General features: G+C 33.4%; 15 protein-coding genes, 1 pseudogene and 1 other annotated feature. Of the genes and pseudogenes, 14 read left to right on the forward strand and 2 right to left on the reverse strand.

From position 1 onward, the window contains the following. The first annotated feature begins 374 nt into the window (after positions 1-374). The 11 genes from ACQY63_RS10740 to ACQY63_RS10790 all read left to right on the forward strand — a co-directional run bounded on the left by ACQY63_RS10740 (position 375) and on the right by ACQY63_RS10790 (position 16,814). Positions 375-1,361 carry a diaminopimelate dehydrogenase gene (locus ACQY63_RS10740; RefSeq protein WP_022165339.1) on the forward strand — a complete coding sequence of 329 codons (987 nt, stop codon included), beginning with the start codon at positions 375-377 and terminating at the stop codon, positions 1,359-1,361. A 798-nt stretch (positions 1,362-2,159) separates the two neighbouring features. Next, complete coding sequence (locus ACQY63_RS10745; RefSeq protein ID WP_428245222.1) at positions 2,160-2,936, forward strand: MFS transporter; 777 nt, start codon at positions 2,160-2,162, stop codon at positions 2,934-2,936. A gap of 393 nt (positions 2,937-3,329) precedes the next feature. Continuing rightward, the gene (locus tag ACQY63_RS10750) at positions 3,330-7,175 is read left to right on the forward strand and encodes a leucine-rich repeat protein (RefSeq protein WP_428245223.1); all 3,846 of its coding nucleotides are present in this window, start codon (positions 3,330-3,332) and stop codon (positions 7,173-7,175) included. 233 nt (positions 7,176-7,408) lie between these two features. Next, on the forward strand, positions 7,409-7,780 hold the full coding sequence (locus tag ACQY63_RS10755; protein WP_022164581.1) for a CidA/LrgA family protein: 372 nt from the start codon (positions 7,409-7,411) through the stop codon (positions 7,778-7,780). Continuing rightward, positions 7,761-8,453: an LrgB family protein gene (locus ACQY63_RS10760; protein WP_022164580.1), complete on the forward strand. Its 693-nt coding sequence runs from the start codon at positions 7,761-7,763 to the stop codon at positions 8,451-8,453. The genes ACQY63_RS10755 and ACQY63_RS10760 overlap by 20 nt, the downstream gene beginning before the upstream one ends. 191 nt (positions 8,454-8,644) lie before the next feature. Continuing rightward, positions 8,645-9,205 (forward strand): AAA family ATPase, encoded by a 561-nt coding sequence (locus ACQY63_RS10765; RefSeq protein WP_022164579.1) that lies wholly within the window; start codon positions 8,645-8,647, stop codon positions 9,203-9,205. A 189-nt stretch (positions 9,206-9,394) separates the two neighbouring features. Then, positions 9,395-11,566 (forward strand): ATP-dependent helicase, encoded by a 2,172-nt coding sequence (locus tag ACQY63_RS10770; protein ID WP_022164578.1) that lies wholly within the window; start codon positions 9,395-9,397, stop codon positions 11,564-11,566. A 122-nt stretch (positions 11,567-11,688) separates the two neighbouring features. Further along, positions 11,689-11,941, forward strand: a binding site (T-box leader). Between the two features lie 450 nt (positions 11,942-12,391). Beyond that, complete coding sequence (locus ACQY63_RS10775; protein WP_022164577.1) at positions 12,392-14,092, forward strand: carbon starvation CstA family protein; 1,701 nt, start codon at positions 12,392-12,394, stop codon at positions 14,090-14,092. A gap of 266 nt (positions 14,093-14,358) precedes the next feature. Continuing rightward, positions 14,359-14,901 (forward strand): type IV toxin-antitoxin system AbiEi family antitoxin domain-containing protein, encoded by a 543-nt coding sequence (locus ACQY63_RS10780; RefSeq protein WP_022164576.1) that lies wholly within the window; start codon positions 14,359-14,361, stop codon positions 14,899-14,901. Next, on the forward strand, positions 14,901-15,698 hold the full coding sequence (locus ACQY63_RS10785; RefSeq protein WP_412336329.1) for a nucleotidyl transferase AbiEii/AbiGii toxin family protein: 798 nt from the start codon (positions 14,901-14,903) through the stop codon (positions 15,696-15,698). Before ACQY63_RS10780 ends, ACQY63_RS10785 begins: the two co-directional genes overlap by 1 nt. Positions 15,699-15,839: 141 nt before the next feature. Next, complete coding sequence (locus tag ACQY63_RS10790; protein ID WP_022164575.1) at positions 15,840-16,814, forward strand: ATP-dependent 6-phosphofructokinase; 975 nt, start codon at positions 15,840-15,842, stop codon at positions 16,812-16,814. A gap of 384 nt (positions 16,815-17,198) precedes the next feature. Here ACQY63_RS10790 and ACQY63_RS10795 read toward each other — a convergent pair whose 3' ends face one another. Beyond that, complete coding sequence (locus ACQY63_RS10795) at positions 17,199-18,506, reverse strand: IS30 family transposase (protein WP_428245137.1); 1,308 nt, start codon at positions 18,504-18,506, stop codon at positions 17,199-17,201. Positions 18,507-18,755: 249 nt separating this feature from the next. Here ACQY63_RS10795 and ACQY63_RS10800 point away from each other — a divergent pair, with 249 nt between their 5' ends. The 3 genes and pseudogenes from ACQY63_RS10800 to ACQY63_RS10810 all read left to right on the forward strand — a co-directional run bounded on the left by ACQY63_RS10800 (position 18,756) and on the right by ACQY63_RS10810 (position 20,197). After that, entirely contained in the window at positions 18,756-19,091 is a 336-nt protein-coding gene (locus ACQY63_RS10800) for an HIRAN domain-containing protein (protein WP_022164601.1), read from the forward strand. Positions 19,092-19,193: 102 nt separating this feature from the next. Beyond that, positions 19,194-19,361 (forward strand): annotated as a pseudogene (locus ACQY63_RS10805) (AAA family ATPase); the annotation flags it as partial. A gap of 122 nt (positions 19,362-19,483) precedes the next feature. Then, positions 19,484-20,197 (forward strand): hypothetical protein, encoded by a 714-nt coding sequence (locus tag ACQY63_RS10810; RefSeq protein ID WP_412622654.1) that lies wholly within the window; start codon positions 19,484-19,486, stop codon positions 20,195-20,197. A 180-nt stretch (positions 20,198-20,377) separates the two neighbouring features. Here ACQY63_RS10810 and ACQY63_RS10815 read toward each other — a convergent pair whose 3' ends face one another. Beyond that, complete coding sequence (locus tag ACQY63_RS10815) at positions 20,378-21,244, reverse strand: helix-turn-helix transcriptional regulator (RefSeq protein ID WP_022164604.1); 867 nt, start codon at positions 21,242-21,244, stop codon at positions 20,378-20,380. Positions 21,245-21,334: the final 90 nt, after the last annotated feature.

Here is a 21,334-nt window from a genome sequence, read left to right on the forward strand (position 1 = left end):
AAAACATAGTGCAGAAAAAATGGAAAAATCAAAGATGTGTAAAGGCTAAAAGTTTGAAAAGTCAAATACAATGTAAAGATTAAAATCTGTAATAAGTAAATGGAATGTAAAGATTAAAATCTGTAATAAACAAATAGAATAAATTGTGATATACTTTTAGAGTTGGTGTTTGAGAGCATCGGCAATGAGTATAATACATTTACAAGGCAGAAATAAATATCCATTGAAGAAAGCGTTTGATATCTATAGAATTATAAGCTTCAGGATATAATATTTAACGCGTTGTGTTTATTTTGGGATAGTAATTTTGTATGGTAAATGTGGCATGTACTTATTAGGAGATTAGGTAAATATATAAACGAAGGAGACTGAAAATGAAAACAAGAATTGGTATTTTAGGTTATGGTAACCTTGGAAGAGGTGTTGAGTGTGCTGTAAAAGAAGCCACTGACATGGAATTAGTTGCAGTTTTTACAAGAAGAGATCCTAAGGATGTAACAATCCTTACAGAAAATGTTCCTGTATGTAACGTTAAAGACGTAGAAGATTGGAAAGAAAAAATTGATGTTATGATTTTATGTGGAGGTAGTGCTACAGATCTTCCTGTTCAGACACCACAGTTCGCATCAATGTTTAATGTAATTGATAGTTTTGATACACATGCAAGAATTCCTGAACATTTCGCAGCAGTTGACAAGGCTGCAAAAGAAGCAGGAAAAGTTGCAGTTATTTCAGTAGGTTGGGATCCTGGAATGTTCTCACTTAACAGAGTATATGCAAATGCAATTCTTCCAGATGGAAAAGATTACACATTCTGGGGTAAGGGCGTAAGCCAGGGACATTCAGATGCTATTCGTAGAATCAAAGGTGTTAAGAATGCTAAACAGTACACAATCCCAATTGAAAGTGCATTAGAAAGAGTTAGATCAGGAGAAAATCCAGACCTTACAACAAGAGAAAAACATGAGAGAGAATGTTTTGTTGTATTAGAAGAAGGTGCTGACGCAGCAGCTGTAGAAAAAGAAATCAAAGAAATGCCAAACTATTTCTCAGATTACAATACAACAGTTCATTTCATTTCTGAAGAAGAATTAGAAAAGAACCACAGCGGTATGGCTCATGGTGGTTTTGTAATCCGTTCAGGAAAGACAGGAATGAACAAAGAACATAATCACATTATCGAATATAGCTTAAAGTTGGATTCAAATCCAGAATTTACAACAAGCGTTTTAATCGCATACGCAAGAGCAGTTAAACGTCTTTATGACGAAGGTCAGAAAGGTTGCAAGACAGTATTAGACATTGCACCAGCATACCTTTGCGAAGCAAGCGATGAAGATTTAAGAGCACACTTATTGTAAGAAGTAAGGCGTGTTTGTGGCTACTGCCACACATTTATAGAAATTGAAAAATTAGAAAATAGAAAAAGGGCATCCCAAAAGGCAAGTAAGAAGCCGAAGGGGATGCCCTTTTTAGTAAAATTCCACCCCTATGAGCAGAGAAACAAGCAAAGGGGTGGGAATCCTGGAAAGAAGTAAAGCAAGAACAAGAAAATAAGTCAAAATTCCACCCCTATGAGAAGAGAAACAAGCAAAGGGGTGGAAATCCTGGGAAAGTAGTAAAGCAAGAAAAAGAAAACAAGTCAAAATTCCACCCCTATGAGAAGAGAAACAAGCAAAGGGGTGGAAATCCTGGGAAAGTAGTAAAGCAAGAAAAAGAAAATAAGTCAAAATTCCACCCCTATGAGCAGAGAAGCAAGCAAAGGGGTGGAAATCCTGGGAAAGTAGTAAAGTAAGAAAAAGAAAATAAGTCAAATATCCACCCCTATGAGAAGAGAAACAAGCAAAGGGGTGGAAATTCTGGGAAAGTAGTAAAGCAAGAAAAGAAAATAAGTCAAAATTCCACCCTTATGAGAAGAGAAACAAGCAAAGGGGTGGAAATCCTGGAAAGCAGTAAAGCAAGAAAAAGAAAATAAGTCAAAATTCCACCCTTATGAGCATAGAAACAAGCAAAGGGGTGGAAATCTTGGAAAGTAGTAAAGCAAGAAAAAGAAAATAAGTCAAATTTCCACCCTTATGAGCATAGAAACAAGCAAAGGGGTGGAAATTCTGGGAAAGTAGTAAAGCAAGAAAAAGAAAATAAGTCAAATTTCCACCCTTATGAGCATAGAAACAAGCAAAGGGGTGGAAATCCTGGAAAGTAGTAAAGCAAGAAAAGAAAATAAGTCAAAATTCCACCCTTATGAGCATAGAAACAAGCAAAGGGGTGGAAATTCTGGGAAAGTAGTAAAACAAGAAAAAGAAAATAAGTCAAATTTCCACCCCTATGAGCAGAGAAACAAGCAAAGGGGTGTAAATCCTGGGAAAGTAGTAAAGCAAGAAAAAGAAAATAAGTCAAATTTCCACCCTTATGAGCAGACAACATTTTTGTGGTGTGTAAGTTATCTTGTAATCAATCGTGGAATAAGCAATGAGACGGCGGCGAAGTTCGCTTCATTTGTATACATAGGAATTACTATAGGCAGATTTTTATGCGGATTTGTAGCAGACCGACTAGGTGACAGAAAAATGATTCGAATGGGAATTGTTGTAATTGTAGTTGGCTTAGCACTTATGTTTATTCCTACAGGATTAGATACGATACCCCTTATTGCATTAATAATTGTAGGACTTGGATGCGCACCAATTTATCCATCAATTATACATTCAACGCCGTTCAATTTTGGAAAAGAAAATTCGCAGTCGGTTATTGGAATACAAATGGCATTTGCATATGTGGGAACAACTTTTATGCCACCACTATTTGGTATAATTTCGCAACACATAACAATAGCGTTATTCCCTGTGTATATTTTAATTTTTACATTACTAATGCTGTTAAGTACAGAGAGACTTAATAAAATGAAAAGTGTAAACGAAAGAAATAAGATTATGTAAAGTAAAACGATAAATTGGAAATATTAAAACAGAAAAAAGTAAAGTAACTGAAAGTAAATATGGAACAAAAAATTATAAATACGACCGAAAACCAAACACAAAACCAAATGAAAACTGAAAATACGACTGAAAATCAAACGTAAAACAAAAACTGAGAATACGACCGAAAATCAAACGCAAAACAAAAACTGAGAATACGACAGAAAACCAAACGTAAAACCAAACGAAAACTGAAAATACGACTAAAAATCAAACGTAAAATCAAACGCAAAATTTTACGTTTGATTTTTTTTGAACGATTTTCCAGAGATAAAAATTTAAAGTAAAATGTATTGTTTTTAGTGCTATAATAGACAGGTAGTGAAAATATTTAAAGAAAAGGGGAAGTTTATTATGGTACTAAAAACGAAAAGAATCTTATCAATAACCTTGGCAGTAGCAATGGTAGCTACCGCACCAAATCAAATCCCGGCAAAGGAAAATGATATACAAATTCAGGCAAGTCCCGGAACGGTGGAAAAAGTTTTACCGGAAGGCTTTACGGGAGTAACAGCAGAAATTAAAAATGCGTGGAACAAAATTGACGAGGAAATCTTGGCAAATGGCAATGCAAATTATCCTGCTGATGATGGCAAGAAGCCAACACTCAAAATTTGTCCTGATGAAAATTACACAATACCAGAGGCAATTAATGAGGGAGAAACTCTTCAGGTTATGTATGACGTGGATTTGCTGGTGGGCGCAACTTCAGCAAACAGAGTCAAGGCTTTTAAAGATTATGTAGACGAAAGCAACCCACACAACACACCAAGTGGTGGGGCAAGACTTAAAAAAAGACCATATTTAATTGGAACTGAAATATGGTACAAGTTGGATGATGCAATCAAGTGGACAAAGGTTCCTGAAAAAACTCAAAAAAGACTGGGACATTATTTTATGCAAATCCCGGCAGATATTTTGTTTGGACATGATCAGGTTACTTTTAAAGTTAGAGCTTATACATATTATGGCGTTAGCAAGTCGGCGGCAAAGACTGTAAAAATTAACAGATTAAAAAATGATATAGGAAAAATAAGACTAAATGTTAATGACGGAGAAGTTATTTCAGGCAGCAAAACTGTTACCGTAAATGACGGAAAAGAAAACAACATATCTGTTAAATTAAATAATCAGGAACAAAACACTAAAGCTATGTTGGAAAATGGGGCCTATTTTATTGTACAGACAGCAGACACAGCAAATGGCTACAAAAATGCAGTTACAGCAACAAGTAATGGACAAAAAGATATTTTGGCCTTGCTTAATCCTTGGCGAGATTCCACAATGACGAAAGTAATCAGGGTGGATAATAAATATTTTAAATATAATGAGCAGACAAAGGCTTACGATGTTGACCTTACTCTTTGGGCAGGAAACACAGGAACTTCTTTTGAAGAAACATTGTATCCGGAAGTCTTTGGCGAAAACAGGGACGATTACAAGGTGTCTCAACTACAGATGAAATTGCCAAATGGTTCGGTATATTTGCCAACAAAGATTGTACCGGATAATTCAAAAATAAATACAAGAACTGAACTTTCAGCAGTTCATGCAATCGGTGACTCAAAGGGCATGGAAAGCAAAATGACAGTCTCATTTTCAATTCCTGAAAAAGAAGTTGACGCAGTTGGCTGGTTACTTGATACAACTAAACTAAAAGACGGCAAGTACACAATAGTTGCCCAGGAGAATCAGAGTAGCAACAATCAAACAACTACAGTAAATGCACAGGAAAGCAACCAGCAGGCAACTACAGCGAATGCACAGGAAAGCAGCCAGCAGACAACTACAGCGAATGCACAGGAAAGCAGCGAGCAGGCAACTACAGCGAATGCACAGGATAGTAGCCAGCAGACAACTACAGCGAATATCGCAAACAGCAATGACCAGTCGGAGGAAGCAAACAGCATTCCGGAAAGTACAAAAGTAGATTTCGTAGTTGATAACACAAAACCTACAATTAATATAGACATAAAAGATAAAGCAACTTTAAATAAACAGCTTGTAATCATTGAAGGTGATGTGGCAAAAGATGCAAATGGCATAGACAGCGTTGCAGTAACATTAGATGGAAAAGACGTGGAACTTCCAGGGGTGATTTCTCCTGACGACCTAAAAGAAGGTTCACATCAGCTGGCAGTTGTGGCAAAAGATGTGGCAGGTAATATCACTGAAAAAACAGTAACTTTTAATGTTAAAAACTCTGCAATTACAAGTACAACAGAAAAGATTACAAAAAATACTGCTACATTATCAGTGAATGTGGGCAGTAAAAAAACTAATGTAACTTTTTACAAGGGCAAAGCCTTAAATGTGGCAAACAACGGTATAGTGAAAGGACAGGTTGTTTCAGGTAACAATGGCAAAGCTCCCTATGAAATTTTTAAGGTGAACACAGGAAGTGTTAAAGCTCAGGAGAAAGTTGTTGTTAATTGGAGTGGAAAAACCACAGGAACTGACAGTGACCATAAGCTTACAATGTTTGTTCAAAATATAAATACAGGCAAGTGGAAAGCTATTGGCGAGGAAAAATCAGGAAAAATAACAGGTAAATTTGTAGCCAAGGACTATGTAAAAGACGGTAAGGCAATAGTTGCAGTACAGGTAATTGCTAAAGACGGCAATCCTGAAATAGAGCAAAGTGAAGTCACAAAAGTTGCTAACCAGACGTCATGGGATGGAACAGGAAAACCTGAAAATTATGATTTTGCATTTGCATGGGAAACAGACACACAGATATATGCAGAAAGTTTTCCATATCATTATAAAAACATGAATCAGTGGATTGTGGACAATAAGAAAGATTGGAAAATCAAGTATGTCCTACATACAGGTGATATTACCGATGATTATGACATGGAGACTCAGTGGAAAAATGCCGACACTGCAATGAAGATTTTTGATGATGCAGGCATGCCATATGGTGTTTTGGCTGGAAATCACGATGTTGGCGCCGGTTTGGAAAATTACACAAATTATCAAAAATACTTTGGTGCAGACAGATTTAAAAACAAAGATTATTACGGTGGTTCATATAAGAATAACTTAGGTCATTATGATTTAATTACTGAGAATGGACAGGATTTTATTATTTTATATATGAGCTGGGATATTTACACAAATGAAATTAACTGGATGAATAAGGTGTTGAAAAAATATCCTAACAGAAAAGCAATCATTGCCCTTCACCGTTACACAAGAGGTTCTGAAAAAGCAAACACACCGATTACAGACTATGCAGGAAAGTTGATTCAGACTAATGTTGTTGCTAAGAACCCTAACGTAATAGCAGTGTTAAACGGACATTACAGTGGTGCCAGCATGAATGTAATGGGATTTGATGACGACAAGGATGGCGTAAAAGAAAGAACTGTTTACGAAATTTGTACCGACTATCAATCGAACGACCAGGGCGGAGCCGAATACGTTAAACTGTTATATTTTGATTTGAAAAACAACAAGATTTATGTTAATTCATATTCTCCATATAAGAAGGATTTCAATTATTATGACAATCCTAAGTTGGAAAATTACAACCAGGGAACAGTTGTTTATAAGCAGGATATTGTAGAATTAAATTATAATTATGTTGATAAAAAACAAAGCCTGATAACAAATTCAATTAATGGCTTTGTGGAGACAGCTGACGTAATTAAGAGTGTAAATGGGAAAACAGGCAAAGTTTCATGTACATACTCAGGCTTGAAAGCGGATAGCGAATATAGTTGGTATGGAAAAGTAACTAACAGTGATGGTGAAGAATTTTATACAAATGCTAATACCTTTAAAACATTAAAAACATTAAAGGTAAAAGCACAACCGACAATAAAAGTAGGAAAAACATATACTGTTGGTAAGTTTAAATACAAAGTAAAATCTACAAAGAAGGGCATTACAAAGGTAGCAATTTCTGGTAAAAACAAGAAAATTAAGAAACTTGTTATACCTTCATTTGTAAATATTAAAGGCAAAAAATGTAGAGTTACTGAAATTAATGCAAGTGGCTTTAAGGGTTACAAAAAACTAAAAACCGTTGCTATTAAATCAAAGTATTTAACAAAAATTGGCACAAAGGCATTTTATAAATGTAGCAATCTTAAGACTGTTAAGTATTATAAGAACAAAAAAATTAAAGTGGGAAGAAAAGCTTTTGCAGGGTGTAAAAAACTGAAAAAAAAGTTCCCAGCTAGAGCATTTTAAAGGTAATGTTATTTTCGATAATGCAAAAATTAAATTTACAAATTGCATTAAGTACTAGATAAAATTAAAAAAAGTCTGTATCATTGTATGTGGCTTTGCAGAGCAATATCTGCAATTTGCCAATAGAGTTTAGAATTTTACAATGATGCAGGCTTTTTCTGTTTCACCATAAAATTTATTTTCTACAAATATGCTAATAATAAAATAAAAGAATAAAGGAGACAAGCAAAATTATGAAGTACATGAGACAGTTTGGAATCATCATGTTTGTTACCTGTTTGGGAGAGGTTTTAAAATATTTGATTCCATTGGCAATTCCATCAAGTATATATGGTCTTTGTCTGATGATGTTATTTCTTGTAACAGGAATTGTAAAAGTTGACAGCGTAAAAGAATCAGGTTCATTTTTAATAGAAATCATGCCCATTATGTTTATTGGTTCCGGTGTGGGAATTGTTGTTTACTGGAATCAGTTAAAAGGCATGTTAATTCCGTTAATTGTAATCACCATTATCTCAACAATTCTGGTAATAGTGGTAGCTGGAAAAGTTACACAGTTTGTAATTAAAAAAAGGAGCAAAAAAAATGGATCAGGTAGTAATTAATTCAACAACAATTGGGATAGTTATAAGTGTTTTAGGTTATGAATTAGGTATGCTTCTAAAAAGAAAATTTAAGCTTGCCGTTTTTAACCCACTACTTATTTCTATTATTTTTGTAATTATATGTTTGGGGATATTTAACGTAGATTATGAGAGTTATAATAAAAGTGCCCAATATTTAGGCTACTTATTAACACCGGCAACAGTATGCCTTGCTATACCGTTATATCAGCAGATTAGACTTTTAAAAGAAAATATTTGGGCTATATTTCTTGGTATTTTATCAGGGGTATTAACAAGTCTGGGATGTATTTTGGCTTTTGCGTTATTGTTTGGTTTCAACCATAAAGAGTATGTTACACTACTTCCAAAGTCAATTACAACAGCAATTGGTATGGGTGTTTCAGAGGAACTTGGTGGCTATGTAACAATTACAGTGGCAGTTATAATCATAACAGGAGTTCTTGGAAACATGCTTGCAGATGTGGTTTGTAAAATTTTCAGAATAACTAATCCAGTGGCAAAAGGAATTGGAATTGGGACAGCCTCACATGCCATCGGCACAGCAAAGGCAATGGAAATGGGAGAAATAGAAGGGGCAATGAGTAGTTTGTCCATAGTAATAGCAGGAATTTTAACAATGATAGGAGCATCAGTTTTCGCTAATTTTCTGTAAACATACGACTATTTCTAAAATTAAAATAAATACGTGAATATCTCAAAAGTTACGCAATAATTTATATGTTAATATTAAAAAAATAATAATATATGCATGAATATCTTGAAAATTAAAACAGGACATACTAAACATAACGTTAAAAAAATGAAAATATTTATATGCAAAAATCAAATTCTGGGAGGTAAAACATGATTATTACAATAGCAAGACAATGTGGAAGTGGCGGTCACGAAGTGGCACAGATTTTAGCTGACAAATTAGGTCTGGAACTTTTTGATAAAAATAGATTATTAGAAGAAGCAAGAAAACTTGGGAAGGAAGATGAGTTTAGCGACTTTTTTAATGAAAGACCGGTAAACAGTCTTTTGTATGGAATAGCCATGAGTTTTGGAAACGAAAAGCCAATGTCTAAGGCACTTGATTTTATAAAAGAAGTAACCAAGGATAAAAACGCAGTTATAATTGGACGCTGTGCAAACATTATTTACAAAGATAATCCTGAAGTTATGAAGGTTTTTCTCCATGGAAACGAGGCTTGGAGAGTTGATTATGTGGCAGAGCGTGATAGTGTTAGCAGAAGAGAGGCACTTAAAAACATCAAGGAAGTGGACGAAAAAAGAGCATCTTTCCACAAATATTGTACAGATGCAGTGTGGGGAGATGCAAGAGATTACAACCTTTCAATTGACACAGCCACAATTGGAATCGAGAAAGCGGCAGAAATTATTTTAAGTTATATGGATAATTAAATTCAGATGTATAGTCAATTGGTATGGAAATTAAGTTTGTTTGTATAACCAAATTTCTATAGACAATTAAGACTGTTCGTATAACAAAATTTCTATAGACAATTAAGTGATTGCAAATAAGGAAATCTGCATTGATAACCAAATTATATTTTAGGCATTTATATTTACTAATAATAAATAGAGGAAAATATGATATTAGAAGAATTTATCGGGAAGTATCAAATAAATTTAACAAAACAACAACTTGAAGGGGTTACATCAATTGAGATGCCAACCCTTCTTTTAGCTGTGCCGGGAAGTGGGAAAACCACTGTTTTAGTATACAGATTGGGCTATATGATATATTGCAAAAACATAATGCCGAAAAAAATTCTCACACTTACATATACAGTGGCAGCTACAATTGAAATGAGAAAAAGATTTGCTGGAATTTTTGGCGAAGAAATGGCATCAAGACTTGAATTTAGGACCATTAACGGTGTATGTGCCAAAATAATACATTATTGTGGAGTAAGACTGGGAATTAAGCCATATAATTTAATTCCAGATGAAGGTTTTAAAGTGAAGCTTTTAACAGCAATCTATCAACATATACAGGATAGCTATCCTCTTGAAAGTGATGTTCAGAATCTTATAACACTGATTACTTATGCAAAAAACATGATGTTATCAAAAAAAGAGATAGAGAAATTAGGAAATCAGGAGAAGATAAAATTATTAGAAATTTATGAAATGTATAACAGGGAGTTAAGCAGAAAATCATTAATGGACTATGATGACCAAATGGTTTACGCCCTGAATCTTCTTAAATCAATACCTGAAATTCTTGAATATTTTCAGGAAAAATATCAGTTTATTTCTGTTGACGAAGCACAGGACACTTCAAAAGTTCAACATAAAATCATTAGAATACTTGGTGGCAAATACAAAAACATCTTTATGGTAGGAGATGAGGATCAAAGTATTTACGGTTTCAGAGCTGCATATCCCGAAGCGTTGTTGGAATTTGAAAAAACATATCCTAACGGAAAGATTCTCTTAATGGAAGAAAACTTTAGATCTAATGGTGAAATTGTTGTGGCAGCAGACAGGTTTATTCAAAAAAATACTCTGCGACATAAAAAGAAAATGAAGGCTTTTAGACCAAACAATAATAAAATTAGATTAATCGACATAAAAACAAGAAAAGGGCAGTACAAATATTTAGAGAAAGTAGTAACAGATTGTGAAAATGAAACAGCTGTGTTGTACAGGGATAATGAAAGTATTTTGCCGGTAATAGATTTGCTAGAGCAGAATAACATACCATACAAAATCAAAAATAAAGATTTAACTTTTTTTACTAACAAAGTTGTAATGGATATTGAAAACATAATTAATTTTTCAAAAGACCAGACAAATACAGAGATGTTTATGCAGATTTATTTTAAAATAAATACTTACGTGGGAAAAGTCGTTGCTGAAAAAGCTTGCGTAATTAGCAAAGAAAAAAATATTTCCGTACTAGATGCAGTTCTTCAGTGTCCACAGACACCTAAAGGAACGGTGAAAAGCGTAAAAGAGATTAAGTTGCACATGAAAAATCTCGCAAACGAAAATGGTGCCAGCGGTCTTTTTAGAATTATAAATGCAATGGGTTATAAAGATTACCTTGAAAAAAATCATATAAAAGATGGTAAGCTGGAAATATTGCAGACAATAGCACAGAATCAAACGTCAGTATTTGATTTTGTAGCTCGTTTGAAGGAATTGGAACAACTTATAAGAAATAAAGAAAATGACGCTAGCTGTAATCTGATTTTCTCCACAATGCATTCCAGCAAAGGTCTGGAATTTGATAATGTGTACATAATGGATGCGATAGATGGTGTTTTTCCTGAATATATACCAGGGAAAAAAGCGACAGATGAAGAAATAAAAATATATGAGGAAGAAAGACGTTTATTTTATGTTGCCGTAACAAGGGCAAAAAATAATCTTTGTATTTTTTCAAAAAAAGGCAGTAATACTTTTATTTGTGAATTGTTAGGGACAAAAGCACCAATAGCTCCAATTGGTAAAGGCGAAAGCACACCAATAGTTACAAAAACGGAAAGAAAAAGGACGAATAATATAGGAAAAACCAAACCTTATGCCTACAATAATTCAAAAAAATGTTATAAAACATCAAGTAAAATTATTACAGAGTCAGAATACTGGGATAAGTATGAAGAAATAAAAAATACAGGAAAAATAGAGCATAAAACTTTGGGAAAAGGTGTAGTTAAAAGGATTTCAGGGGATACAATTGAAGTTGAATTTGAAAATAAAACAAGCAAAATGAAACTGAAATTTTTAATGGAAAAGGATTTACTACGATAAATAAAGGGACATTATTTAAAAATTGTCACAAAAATATTAAGAAATATCAAAAAAATCTGTGCAAAATTTAACCTTGCAAGATTCGACAATAAGTGATAAAACATAAAAAGACAAACAAATAACAAGTTGCGTTGAAAGGGATACATTGCAAAGAGTAGCTTGATTACAGAGAACCGAGGTAGCTGAGAATCGGAAGAAAAGCCTTGTTGTAACATCACCCTGGAGCATCTCTCCTAAAGCTTTTAGTTAGTAGGCAGGGACGTGTTCTTCACGTTACAGAAGAAGCTGTTTATACAGACAGTATTAAGTGGTGATAATTAGCAATAGTTATCTCAAACAAAGTGGTACCACGGAAATGATTTATCCGCCTTTGTTGTCCTAGGACAACAAAGGCGTTTTTATTTTTTTATTACAGTGTTGCAATAGGTAAATGCACCTGTGCTTGCACAAAGGTGCATTTACCTATTGACAACACGCCCCACAAATGAGCATAAAAGCACGACGAAGTCGGGCGATATGCGAATGTGTGGGTTGGATTGCGGGAGTACGAAGTACGTAGCAATCCAAGGTAATAAAAATAATGTAAGTATGTTATTTGGATTGCGGGAGTACGAAGTACGTAGCAATCCAAGGTAATAAAAAATAATGTAAGTATGTTATTTGGATTGCGGGAGTACAAAGTACGTAGCAATCCAAGGTAATAAAAAATAATGTAAGTATGTTATTTGGATTGCGGGAGTACGAAGTACGTAGCAATCCAAGTAATAAAAAATATTAGATTGCACAAAGCAATCTAAATAATAAAAAAGAAGAGAGGTAATACAAATGAATGGAATCTTAATGATGGTGATTGCAATCGTAGTTCTTGGAGGAGCATATCTTCTCTACGGTCGCTATCTTCAGAAAAAGTGGGGAATTGATCCTAACGCAAAAACTCCAGCGTATGAAATGGAAGATGGAGTTGACTATGTGCCAGCTGATACAAACGTAGTATTTGGACATCAGTTTGCATCTATCGCAGGTGCAGGCCCAATTAACGGTCCTATTCAGGCAGCAATTTTCGGATGGTTACCGGTTTTATTATGGATACTTATAGGTGGTGTATTCTTTGGAGCTGTTCAGGATTTTGCATCAATGTACGCATCAGTAAAAAATAAAGGTCGTACAATTGGTTATATTATCGAAGAATATATTGGAAAATTAGGAAAGAAATTATTCTTATTATTCTGCTGGTTATTCTGTATTTTAGTAGTTGCAGCATTCGCAGACGTTGTAGCTGGAACATTTAACGGCTTTACAGTACCTACAGTAGCAGGTGAAGCTGTAAAGAAAGTTGCAGCAAACGGTGCAGTAGCAACAACATCAATTTTATTTATTTTTGAAGCTGTTGCATTAGGTATGATTTTAAAATATGGAAAATTACATAAATGGATTAACACAGCAATAGCAATTGTTATGTTAGTAGCAGCAGTTGTAATTGGCTTAAACTTCCCAATTTACTTAACAAGAGAAACATGGCACATTTTAATTTTTGCTTACATTTTTGTTGCCAGCGTAGTTCCTGTTTGGGCATTATTACAGCCTAGAGATTACTTAAACAGTTATTTGTTAATATTTATGATTGTAGGTGCTGTTATTGGTGTATTTGTTTCAAATCCATCATGTAACTTACAGGCATTTACAAGCTTTAATGTAGATGGACAGTATATGTTCCCAATTTTATTTGTAACAATCGCATGTGGTGCTGTATCAGGTTTCCATTCACTTGTTTCATCAGGTACAGCTTCGAAGCAGATTAAAAATGAAAAGAACATGTTACCAGTATCATTTGGTGCAATGCTTATGGAAAGTATGCTTGCAGTAATCGCATTAATCGCAGTTGCTTCATTTGCAAAAGGCGAAGCAGCAGCACAGGGGTTAACAACACAGCCTCAGATTTTTGCAGGTGCAATCGCAAACTTCTTATCAGTTATTGGTTTGCCACATAGCTTAGTATTTACATTAATTAACTTAGCAGTTTCAGCATTTGCTTTAACATCACTTGACTCAGTAGCAAGAGTTGGTCGTCTTTCATTCCAGGAATTCTTCTTAGATGAAGGAGTAACAGAAGAAAATATGACACCATTCCAGAAGGTAGTAACAAACAAATATTTTGCAACAATCATTACATTGGTACTTTCATTCTTACTTGCAAAAGTTGGTTACGCAGAAATTTGGCCATTATTTGGTTCAGCAAACCAGTTATTATCAGTTCTTGCTTTAGTAGCATGTGCAGTATTCTTGAAGAAAACAAAACGTCAGGGTTGGATGTTATGGGTACCTATGTTCTTCATGATGGCAGTAACATTTACAGCTCTTGGAATGACAATTTACAAATTAGGTGGCGCATTCCTTTCAACAGGATTAACACTTGGAAACACATTGCAGTTAATCTTCGCAATTTTACTTTTAATCCTTGGTGTAATCGTTGCAGTACAGGGTGTTAAGAAATTATTCCAAAAGAATACAGAAAAAGCAGTTGCATAGGGCAACAGTTATAATTAAATAAAATAATAAGCGAAAGCGTAAATTCTATACCAATTTCAAAATTTTAAAATAGTTTGATTTTGGAAAGGTATAAAGAATTTACGCTTTTCTTTCTTTTTGGAAAATAGATGCAAAAGTAAAAATACACATAATATTCTAATGTGTGTATTTTTACTTTACAAAATACATTTATATACATATAATTAAAGTAAAAGTACACACTATAATAAATAGAGTGGATAATTACTACAATATGGAGGGATAAAATGATATTAACATATAAAGATTGTATAAAGAAATATGGATCAGATTACATGATAAAAAAAGAATTAGAGCAAGGAAAACTTTTTCAAAAAAGTAAAGGAGTTTATTCTGAAGAAGAAAATTGTTCGGAATTGGAAATCATTACTGTTAAGTATCCCAGAGCAGTTTTTGCAGGAGCAAGCGCTTACTATTATTATGGTTTGACAGATACTATTCCGGATGAATATGTTTTAGCAACAAGACGCTCAGATAGTAGAATAAAAAATGAAAAAATACATCAGATATTTGTTAAGGATGATATTTTCGATATGGGAAAATCAACAATGCAATATAGAGGAAGTACAATAAATATTTACAGTTTAGAGAGAGTGCTGGTTGATTTGATTCGCATGAAAAAAAAGCTACCATTTGACTTTTATAAGGAGATAATAGGCAATTATAGAGATATTATTCATAAATTAGATTTTTATACTATTGAAACATATGCTGGCAAGTTTAGAAATAAAAGATCTATAATGAACGCTATACAGTTGGAGGTAATGTAGTGAATTTACAAAAAGAGATAGAGAAAATGAAAAACGAAGGATATAGTGAAAATAATGCAGAAGCACGACTTTGTCAGGATATAATTTTAAAAGCAATATCTGAAAGTAGCTTAAATAGAAATGTCACAATCAAAGGTGGAGTTGTAATGAGAAATTTGTCAAAGAGTGTGAGAAGAGCGACTCAAGATATTGATTTAGATTTTATAAGATATTCCATTTCGAATGATTCTATAAATGCATTTATACAAAAATTGAATAATGTGGATGGTGTTGTAATTGAATTAAAGAAGCCAATTAAAGAATTAAAACATCAGGATTATAAGGGAAAAAGAGTGTTGGTTGATATAAGAGATGTTTACGGATATCAAATAGAGGGGAAAATTGATATTGGGATTCATAAGGATTTAGATGTAGAGCAAGAAGATTATTGTTTTGACATTTGTTTTCAAGAAGACGGAGCAAGTCTTTTAATGAATTCAAGGGAACAGATAATAACTGAAAAATTAAAATCATTAGTTAGATTTATGACAAGAAGTACACGATATAAGGATGTATTTGATATATATTTTTTGAAAAGCAATATCAATAAGAAAAAGTTAAAGGAATGCATAAAAAAATACATATATGATGATGAAACATTAGCTGTAAATAATATCGAAGACATAGTTAATCGTCTTGAAATTATTTTTAGTGATAAAATATATATTAGTGAATTAAACAAATCTCGAAAAAATTGGTTGGAAGCTGAAACAGGGAAAGTATTAGAGGCGGATATAGAATTATTTAAGAATTTATAAATAATCTGGATAATCTGGCTTATACTTTTAATTTATTGACATGAAAAATACTCGTTGTTAGAATAATTATCGGAGAAAATAATTGTATGTAATGATTTATGAAAACAAGCCTAAAAATCAAAAAGATACAGGAGAAAAAACATGAAAGATATTAAAAAAATTGCAGTTTTAACAAGTGGTGGAGACGCACCGGGAATGAACTCAGCTGTTAGGGCAGTTGTGTTTAGTGCATTTCATCATAATATAGAAGTTGTGGGAATTTACAGAGGATATGAAGGGTTAATTGATTGGGAGACAAAAGACCTTACATTAGATGATGTGAGAAATATTAATAGTCAGGGCGGAACTTTTCTTTTAACAAGTAGAAGTGAAAGATTTCTTGAAACAAAATATAGAGAACAGGCAGCAGAAAATCTTAGAGCAAACAATGTAGATGCGTTAGTTGCAATCGGCGGGGATGGAACTCTTAGAGGCGCAATTGATTTTAAAGAACAGGGTGTCAATGTTGTGTGCATCCCTGGAACAATCGACAGAGACATTTCATGTAGCGAATACACATTAGGTTTTGATACAGCTGCAAATACTGCTACAGAGGCAATTGATAAGATAAGAGATTCTTCAATTTCCCATGGAAGATGTAGTGTTGTTGAGGTAATGGGTAGAAAAAGAGGTTACATTGCTTTATGGGCAGGGATGGCAACATCTGCAGAGGCTATCGTACTTCCTGAAAAATGGAATGGTAATTATGACACAATTACTGATGCAATAAAACAGCGACACGCAGAGGGAAGAAACAGTTACTTGGTAGTAGTTGCAGAGGGCGTTACAGATGCACCAAAACTGGCAGAAATAATTTGCGAGAAAACAGGCATAGAATCAAGAGTATCTGTGTTAGGCTACATACAGCGTGGTGGCAATCCAACAGCAAAGGACAGAATGTATGGTTCATTAATGGGTGCTTATGCTGTTGAAATTTTAACTCAGGGAAAACAAAACCGAATTGTTGCAATTAAAAATGACAAGCTTATCGACTATGATACAGCAGAAGCGATAAATATTCATAATAATATGTTAGATTCATTCCAATACGAATTGAGCTTGATGCTGTCAGATTAAAAAGATAAAAAATGAAAAAATCTACGTTTCTGATAAAGAAATGTAGATTTTTTATTTTGTAATTAAATATGTACCTTGCAAAAATAATTACTAGTTTGTGAAAATAGTAGCAGGGAAAAGCTAACAGTTTAAATTGCAATTAAATTTTGAAATTTGTACTTTAAATGAAAAAGTAACTGCACGAACATATTGACACCAAATTTTTTAAACCTTAAATGGGGTGAAAATTGAGCTTTAAATGGTGTATAATAATAAAAAAGTTATTGTTTTGCTATATTTTCGTGCATAGTTAATAAGCGGCATAACATTAGTTTTGAAAAAATAACTGCAACCCCGCTTCTTTAAAAGATATGGGAGTCATTGTTTGATCAATTAAAATGTTAATTAACGCTTAAGTAGCTTTGGACTCAAAGTAACTTCATCGGGTGGAATAGGTGAAAGTTGTAGCAAAGACAATAACTTTTTCCCGTCTTTGGAGTCCATTAAATCAAAAGGTGTTTTGTTATCTAAATTTTCACGAAGAACACTGTTTATATGACAACAGATTAACGTTACGTCAGCAACAGTGCGGGGTGAAAAACTAACACCTTTAGGAAGTATTCTTCGTATTAAACGATGGTTGTTTTCGACCTGTGGTTTTTGCCACGAAGCTTGAGGATCACAAAAGAATACACGAGTTCTGGAAAGCCCTGTTCTTGTGTGTTCAAGTGCTTGAGGATTTTTGAATTCAACGCCGTTATCGGTCAAGATAACAGGAAATAATCTCTTGAATAGAGACACTCCAAGAATCTCAGTTAAGGAATCAAAAATCTGAATTACACTATCCTGAGTTCCATCGTTCATTAGAAAGATAAGCATAAAACTTGTCCTTCTAAAAATCATAGTAAGAAATACTTTTCCCTTATTACGACCACCCTTTACAGTATCCATTTCTACAACAGGTAGATCTGGGTTTGCTTCCATGAAGGATTTGAAATCTTCATAGGTGCGACCTTGTCTATATTGGTATTCAAGCTTGGTAAGAACCTTTTTAGGCCTACGTTGCCTGTAAACAACCTTTTTAGGAAGGTCAATATTACGAACCTTAAAAACACCCTGGTCAATGTAATTATAGAGAGTTCTCTCTGATATACCTAATTCATCTAAGTGCGTAGCACAAATGTGATTTAGAGATTGACCTTTAGCAATAAGAGGTTCAATTATATCAGCAATTGCTCTTAATTCAGATGGAGTTTTTCTGACACCGGAATGAGCATTGCGAATGCTTTTGTGATGAGCAGCATCAGCTCTGTGAGCTGTATAGTAAGCCTTGTTACGTTTACATTGTTTAAGCATAGAACAATTAGTGCAGACATAAGGAGGTTTATCTAAAAGAGGACATTGAGAAGATTCATAAGAAGCGCAAATATTTGTGCATATACGATCTTCAGGACATCGCTTACAACGATATCCATAACATCCATGTACTCCAACATCATCGCAGATAGAATTCTTTAGGCAAGAGTTTTTGTGAGTACAATCATTCTCGCCAGGGAGAGGAATTCTATCAACAAAGCATCGATATTTAATTACTTCTCTAGAAATGGTAGAAGCTGAACGTTCAAGATTTCTACCAATAGAGGCAAAAGAGTAGTCTTTACTAATCATACGTTCAATAATTATTCGTTCAGATAAGGATAATTGTTTTGGCATAAAAGCCTCCTTTCTGATCAAACAAAGACTACTTAAAATATACACTTTTGCAAAGGTAACTGCTAGTTTGCAAAAGTAGTAGCATGGAAAAACTAGCAGTTTAAATTGCAATTAAATTTTGAAATTTGTAGTTATAAGTCCCATTTATAGGACACCCTTTTTAGTATAATGGTAACAGAAGCAGGAAGAGACAAACATTCCAACATTTAACAAAAATTAAATTTAATAGAAAAACGAGGAGGTATAACAATGAGAGATGAGATGTATTTTACAATAGCAGGCTGCAGTCATTATTGTGGTAGTGATTTTATGGAAAAAGCGATGGAAGTAGAACTTGAAAAAGAGCCGGATAATGAGTACGACAAGGAAGCAATTCTGGTGAAGATGAAAGGACTTGGCAAAATAGGGTATGTAGCAAACAGTCCTTTTACAGTTAAAGGGGAGTCTATGAGTGCCGGAAGACTATATGACAAAATTAGTGATAAGGCAAAAGGAAAAGTTGTATTTATATTGGATGATGGAATTGTTTGCAACATAATTGACACAGGCAAAGATGACACAAATATAAAAGAAAACAACTTGTAAGAAATTTTTTAAAGTTAAAACTAAAGAGAACGGAAGATAATAAGCGGTGATAAATGTAAGAAGGAGGTTATTATGTATCTTGAAACTTTATCTCACTATTGTGGCTGTCAGTTTATAATTGCGACACATTCCCCATTTATTCCGGCTTTACAGGGGGCAAGAATATATGATTTAGATGAAACACCGGTAGATATAAAGAATTGGTGGGAACTTGAAAACACAAGGACTTATTACGAGTTTTTCAAAAAATATGAGAGATATTTCGAATGACAAAAGAGCTCTCTTAATATAATTAACACAAGAGAATATCAGAGAATTAGAGCATAACAAGAACTATGCTGTCATTATTGTAATGATAAAGAAACCATAAAAACAACAAAGGAGGATAAGTTATGGGTGAGGTAAGCACAAATTTTATCATGTGTATGTCAACAAAAACAGACTATGAGTTGGTGGAGATTATAGTTAAAAGCATATTTGATGCAGAGCCATGGCAGGAAGTAGGTTATAATAAGGAAAGTTTATCGATAGTTGTTGAAGATTGGCTTGCCAGCGTGGATGATGTTATTGAACTTGCAAAAGTAGTGAGGGATCAACTTCTTGAAGTGGCAGGGGAGGATGATAAACGAAGAGAAATATGTGAAAAGGTATCTTATGATATTGACGGAATAACAGAGTATTTTAACTGTGGTGAGATGGCTAAATTTAATATAGAAAAGAAAGATAAGAAGATTATTGTAAGACGAACTGAAGGTTTCCATGAGGTGTGGTTGGATGACTTTGAAGATTATGAGGAATTTTGTGAAAAAATTGGTGACTACGTTAGAGAATACGTTAGTGAGGATTCTTTTAATAAAAATAGACGTAATACTTGTACATATACGGATAGAGCAGTATATATTGATGATACACCAGATTATGGAAAACCGTATGTTATTGAAGAACATAAGGAAACAGGAAAGGTCTACTCCTTTAACGATACAATAATCGAATATTTGAAGGAAAATAATCTTCCATATGATGATAAGACAATTGGGGAGCTTTCAGTTGACGATGTTTACGACATCCTAGGTGGAACTTACGGAAAAAATAGTGATAAGGAATAACAATGAACAGTTAGATAATCCAACATGCTGTGAGGAGAAAAAGTTAAAACCAATATTTAGTGAATATAAATATATTAACAACTAACATAAATTATTTTTGAGAAACGATAAATGACAACTTTGAAATAAAATCAGTTAGAGATAATGGGCTTATTCCCCTTATCTCTAACTGATTTTATTTTAACTCCGCAACTCTCTAGGCGTTAAGCTATACTTTTTCTTAAAGAGCCTATTAAAATATGAAATATTATTAAACCCACATCTTCCGGCTACTTCCAGAATGCTTAAATCACTTTCACTTAAAAGTTTCTTTGCCTGAATTAATCGATAGTCATTTAAGTATTTAGTGAAGCTTGTGTGCAGATGCTCCTTAAAAAAACGCATAAAGTGAGATGTGCTGTAATTACAAAAATCAGCAACTTCTTTAAGTTTAATATCTTCATAATAATGTTCATGAATATAAGAAATAATTTCCTTAACCTTCTCTTCAGATTTCTTATTATCTTTGGATTGGGCAGCTTTCATATTTTGAATAAGAATATAAAAAAGTTTAAATAAATTGCTTTTTATCATAATCTGAAAACCAAAATCTCTTTTTTCACTTAATGAATCCATATTTTTTATAATGTTAGAAAAATCATCATAAAAAGAAAGTTTCGGTGTAATAAAATTTTGGATATTAATTTCACCTCTAAATAAAGGCTCAAAAAATTTTGAATTTATAATATCTTCTTTTGCAGAAAACAGAAGTTCTTTCTTAAAAATAATATTCTCATATTCCATACGTTCTCCTGAAATTTCACGTATAGAGTGTAGGTGCCCCGGGAGTACAATAATGGTATTGCCGGCTTCAACTTCATATTCAATAAAATCTAAAGTGACAAGTCCCTTTCCTTTTTGGATAACAATTAACTCAATTTCTTCATGCCAGTGAATTGGCACAGATGGAAAATCAAGCGGAATTGTACAAAGGTAAGTGTTGTATGGAAACTCATCTGTGGTATGTGATTTTTGCTCTTTATAAGTTTGAAACTCTATTGTATTCATAAAAACTCCTAATTGAAACCAGTATTTACGGAAATAATATATTGATGATAGTATTGTACAATAAAATGAGATAATATTGCAAGAATACAC

Origin of the sequence: Eubacterium sp. Marseille-QA0814 (genome assembly GCF_965119675.1) — a bacterium.
In the GTDB taxonomy this organism is placed as follows: Bacteria; Bacillota; Clostridia; order Lachnospirales; family Lachnospiraceae; genus Eubacterium_G.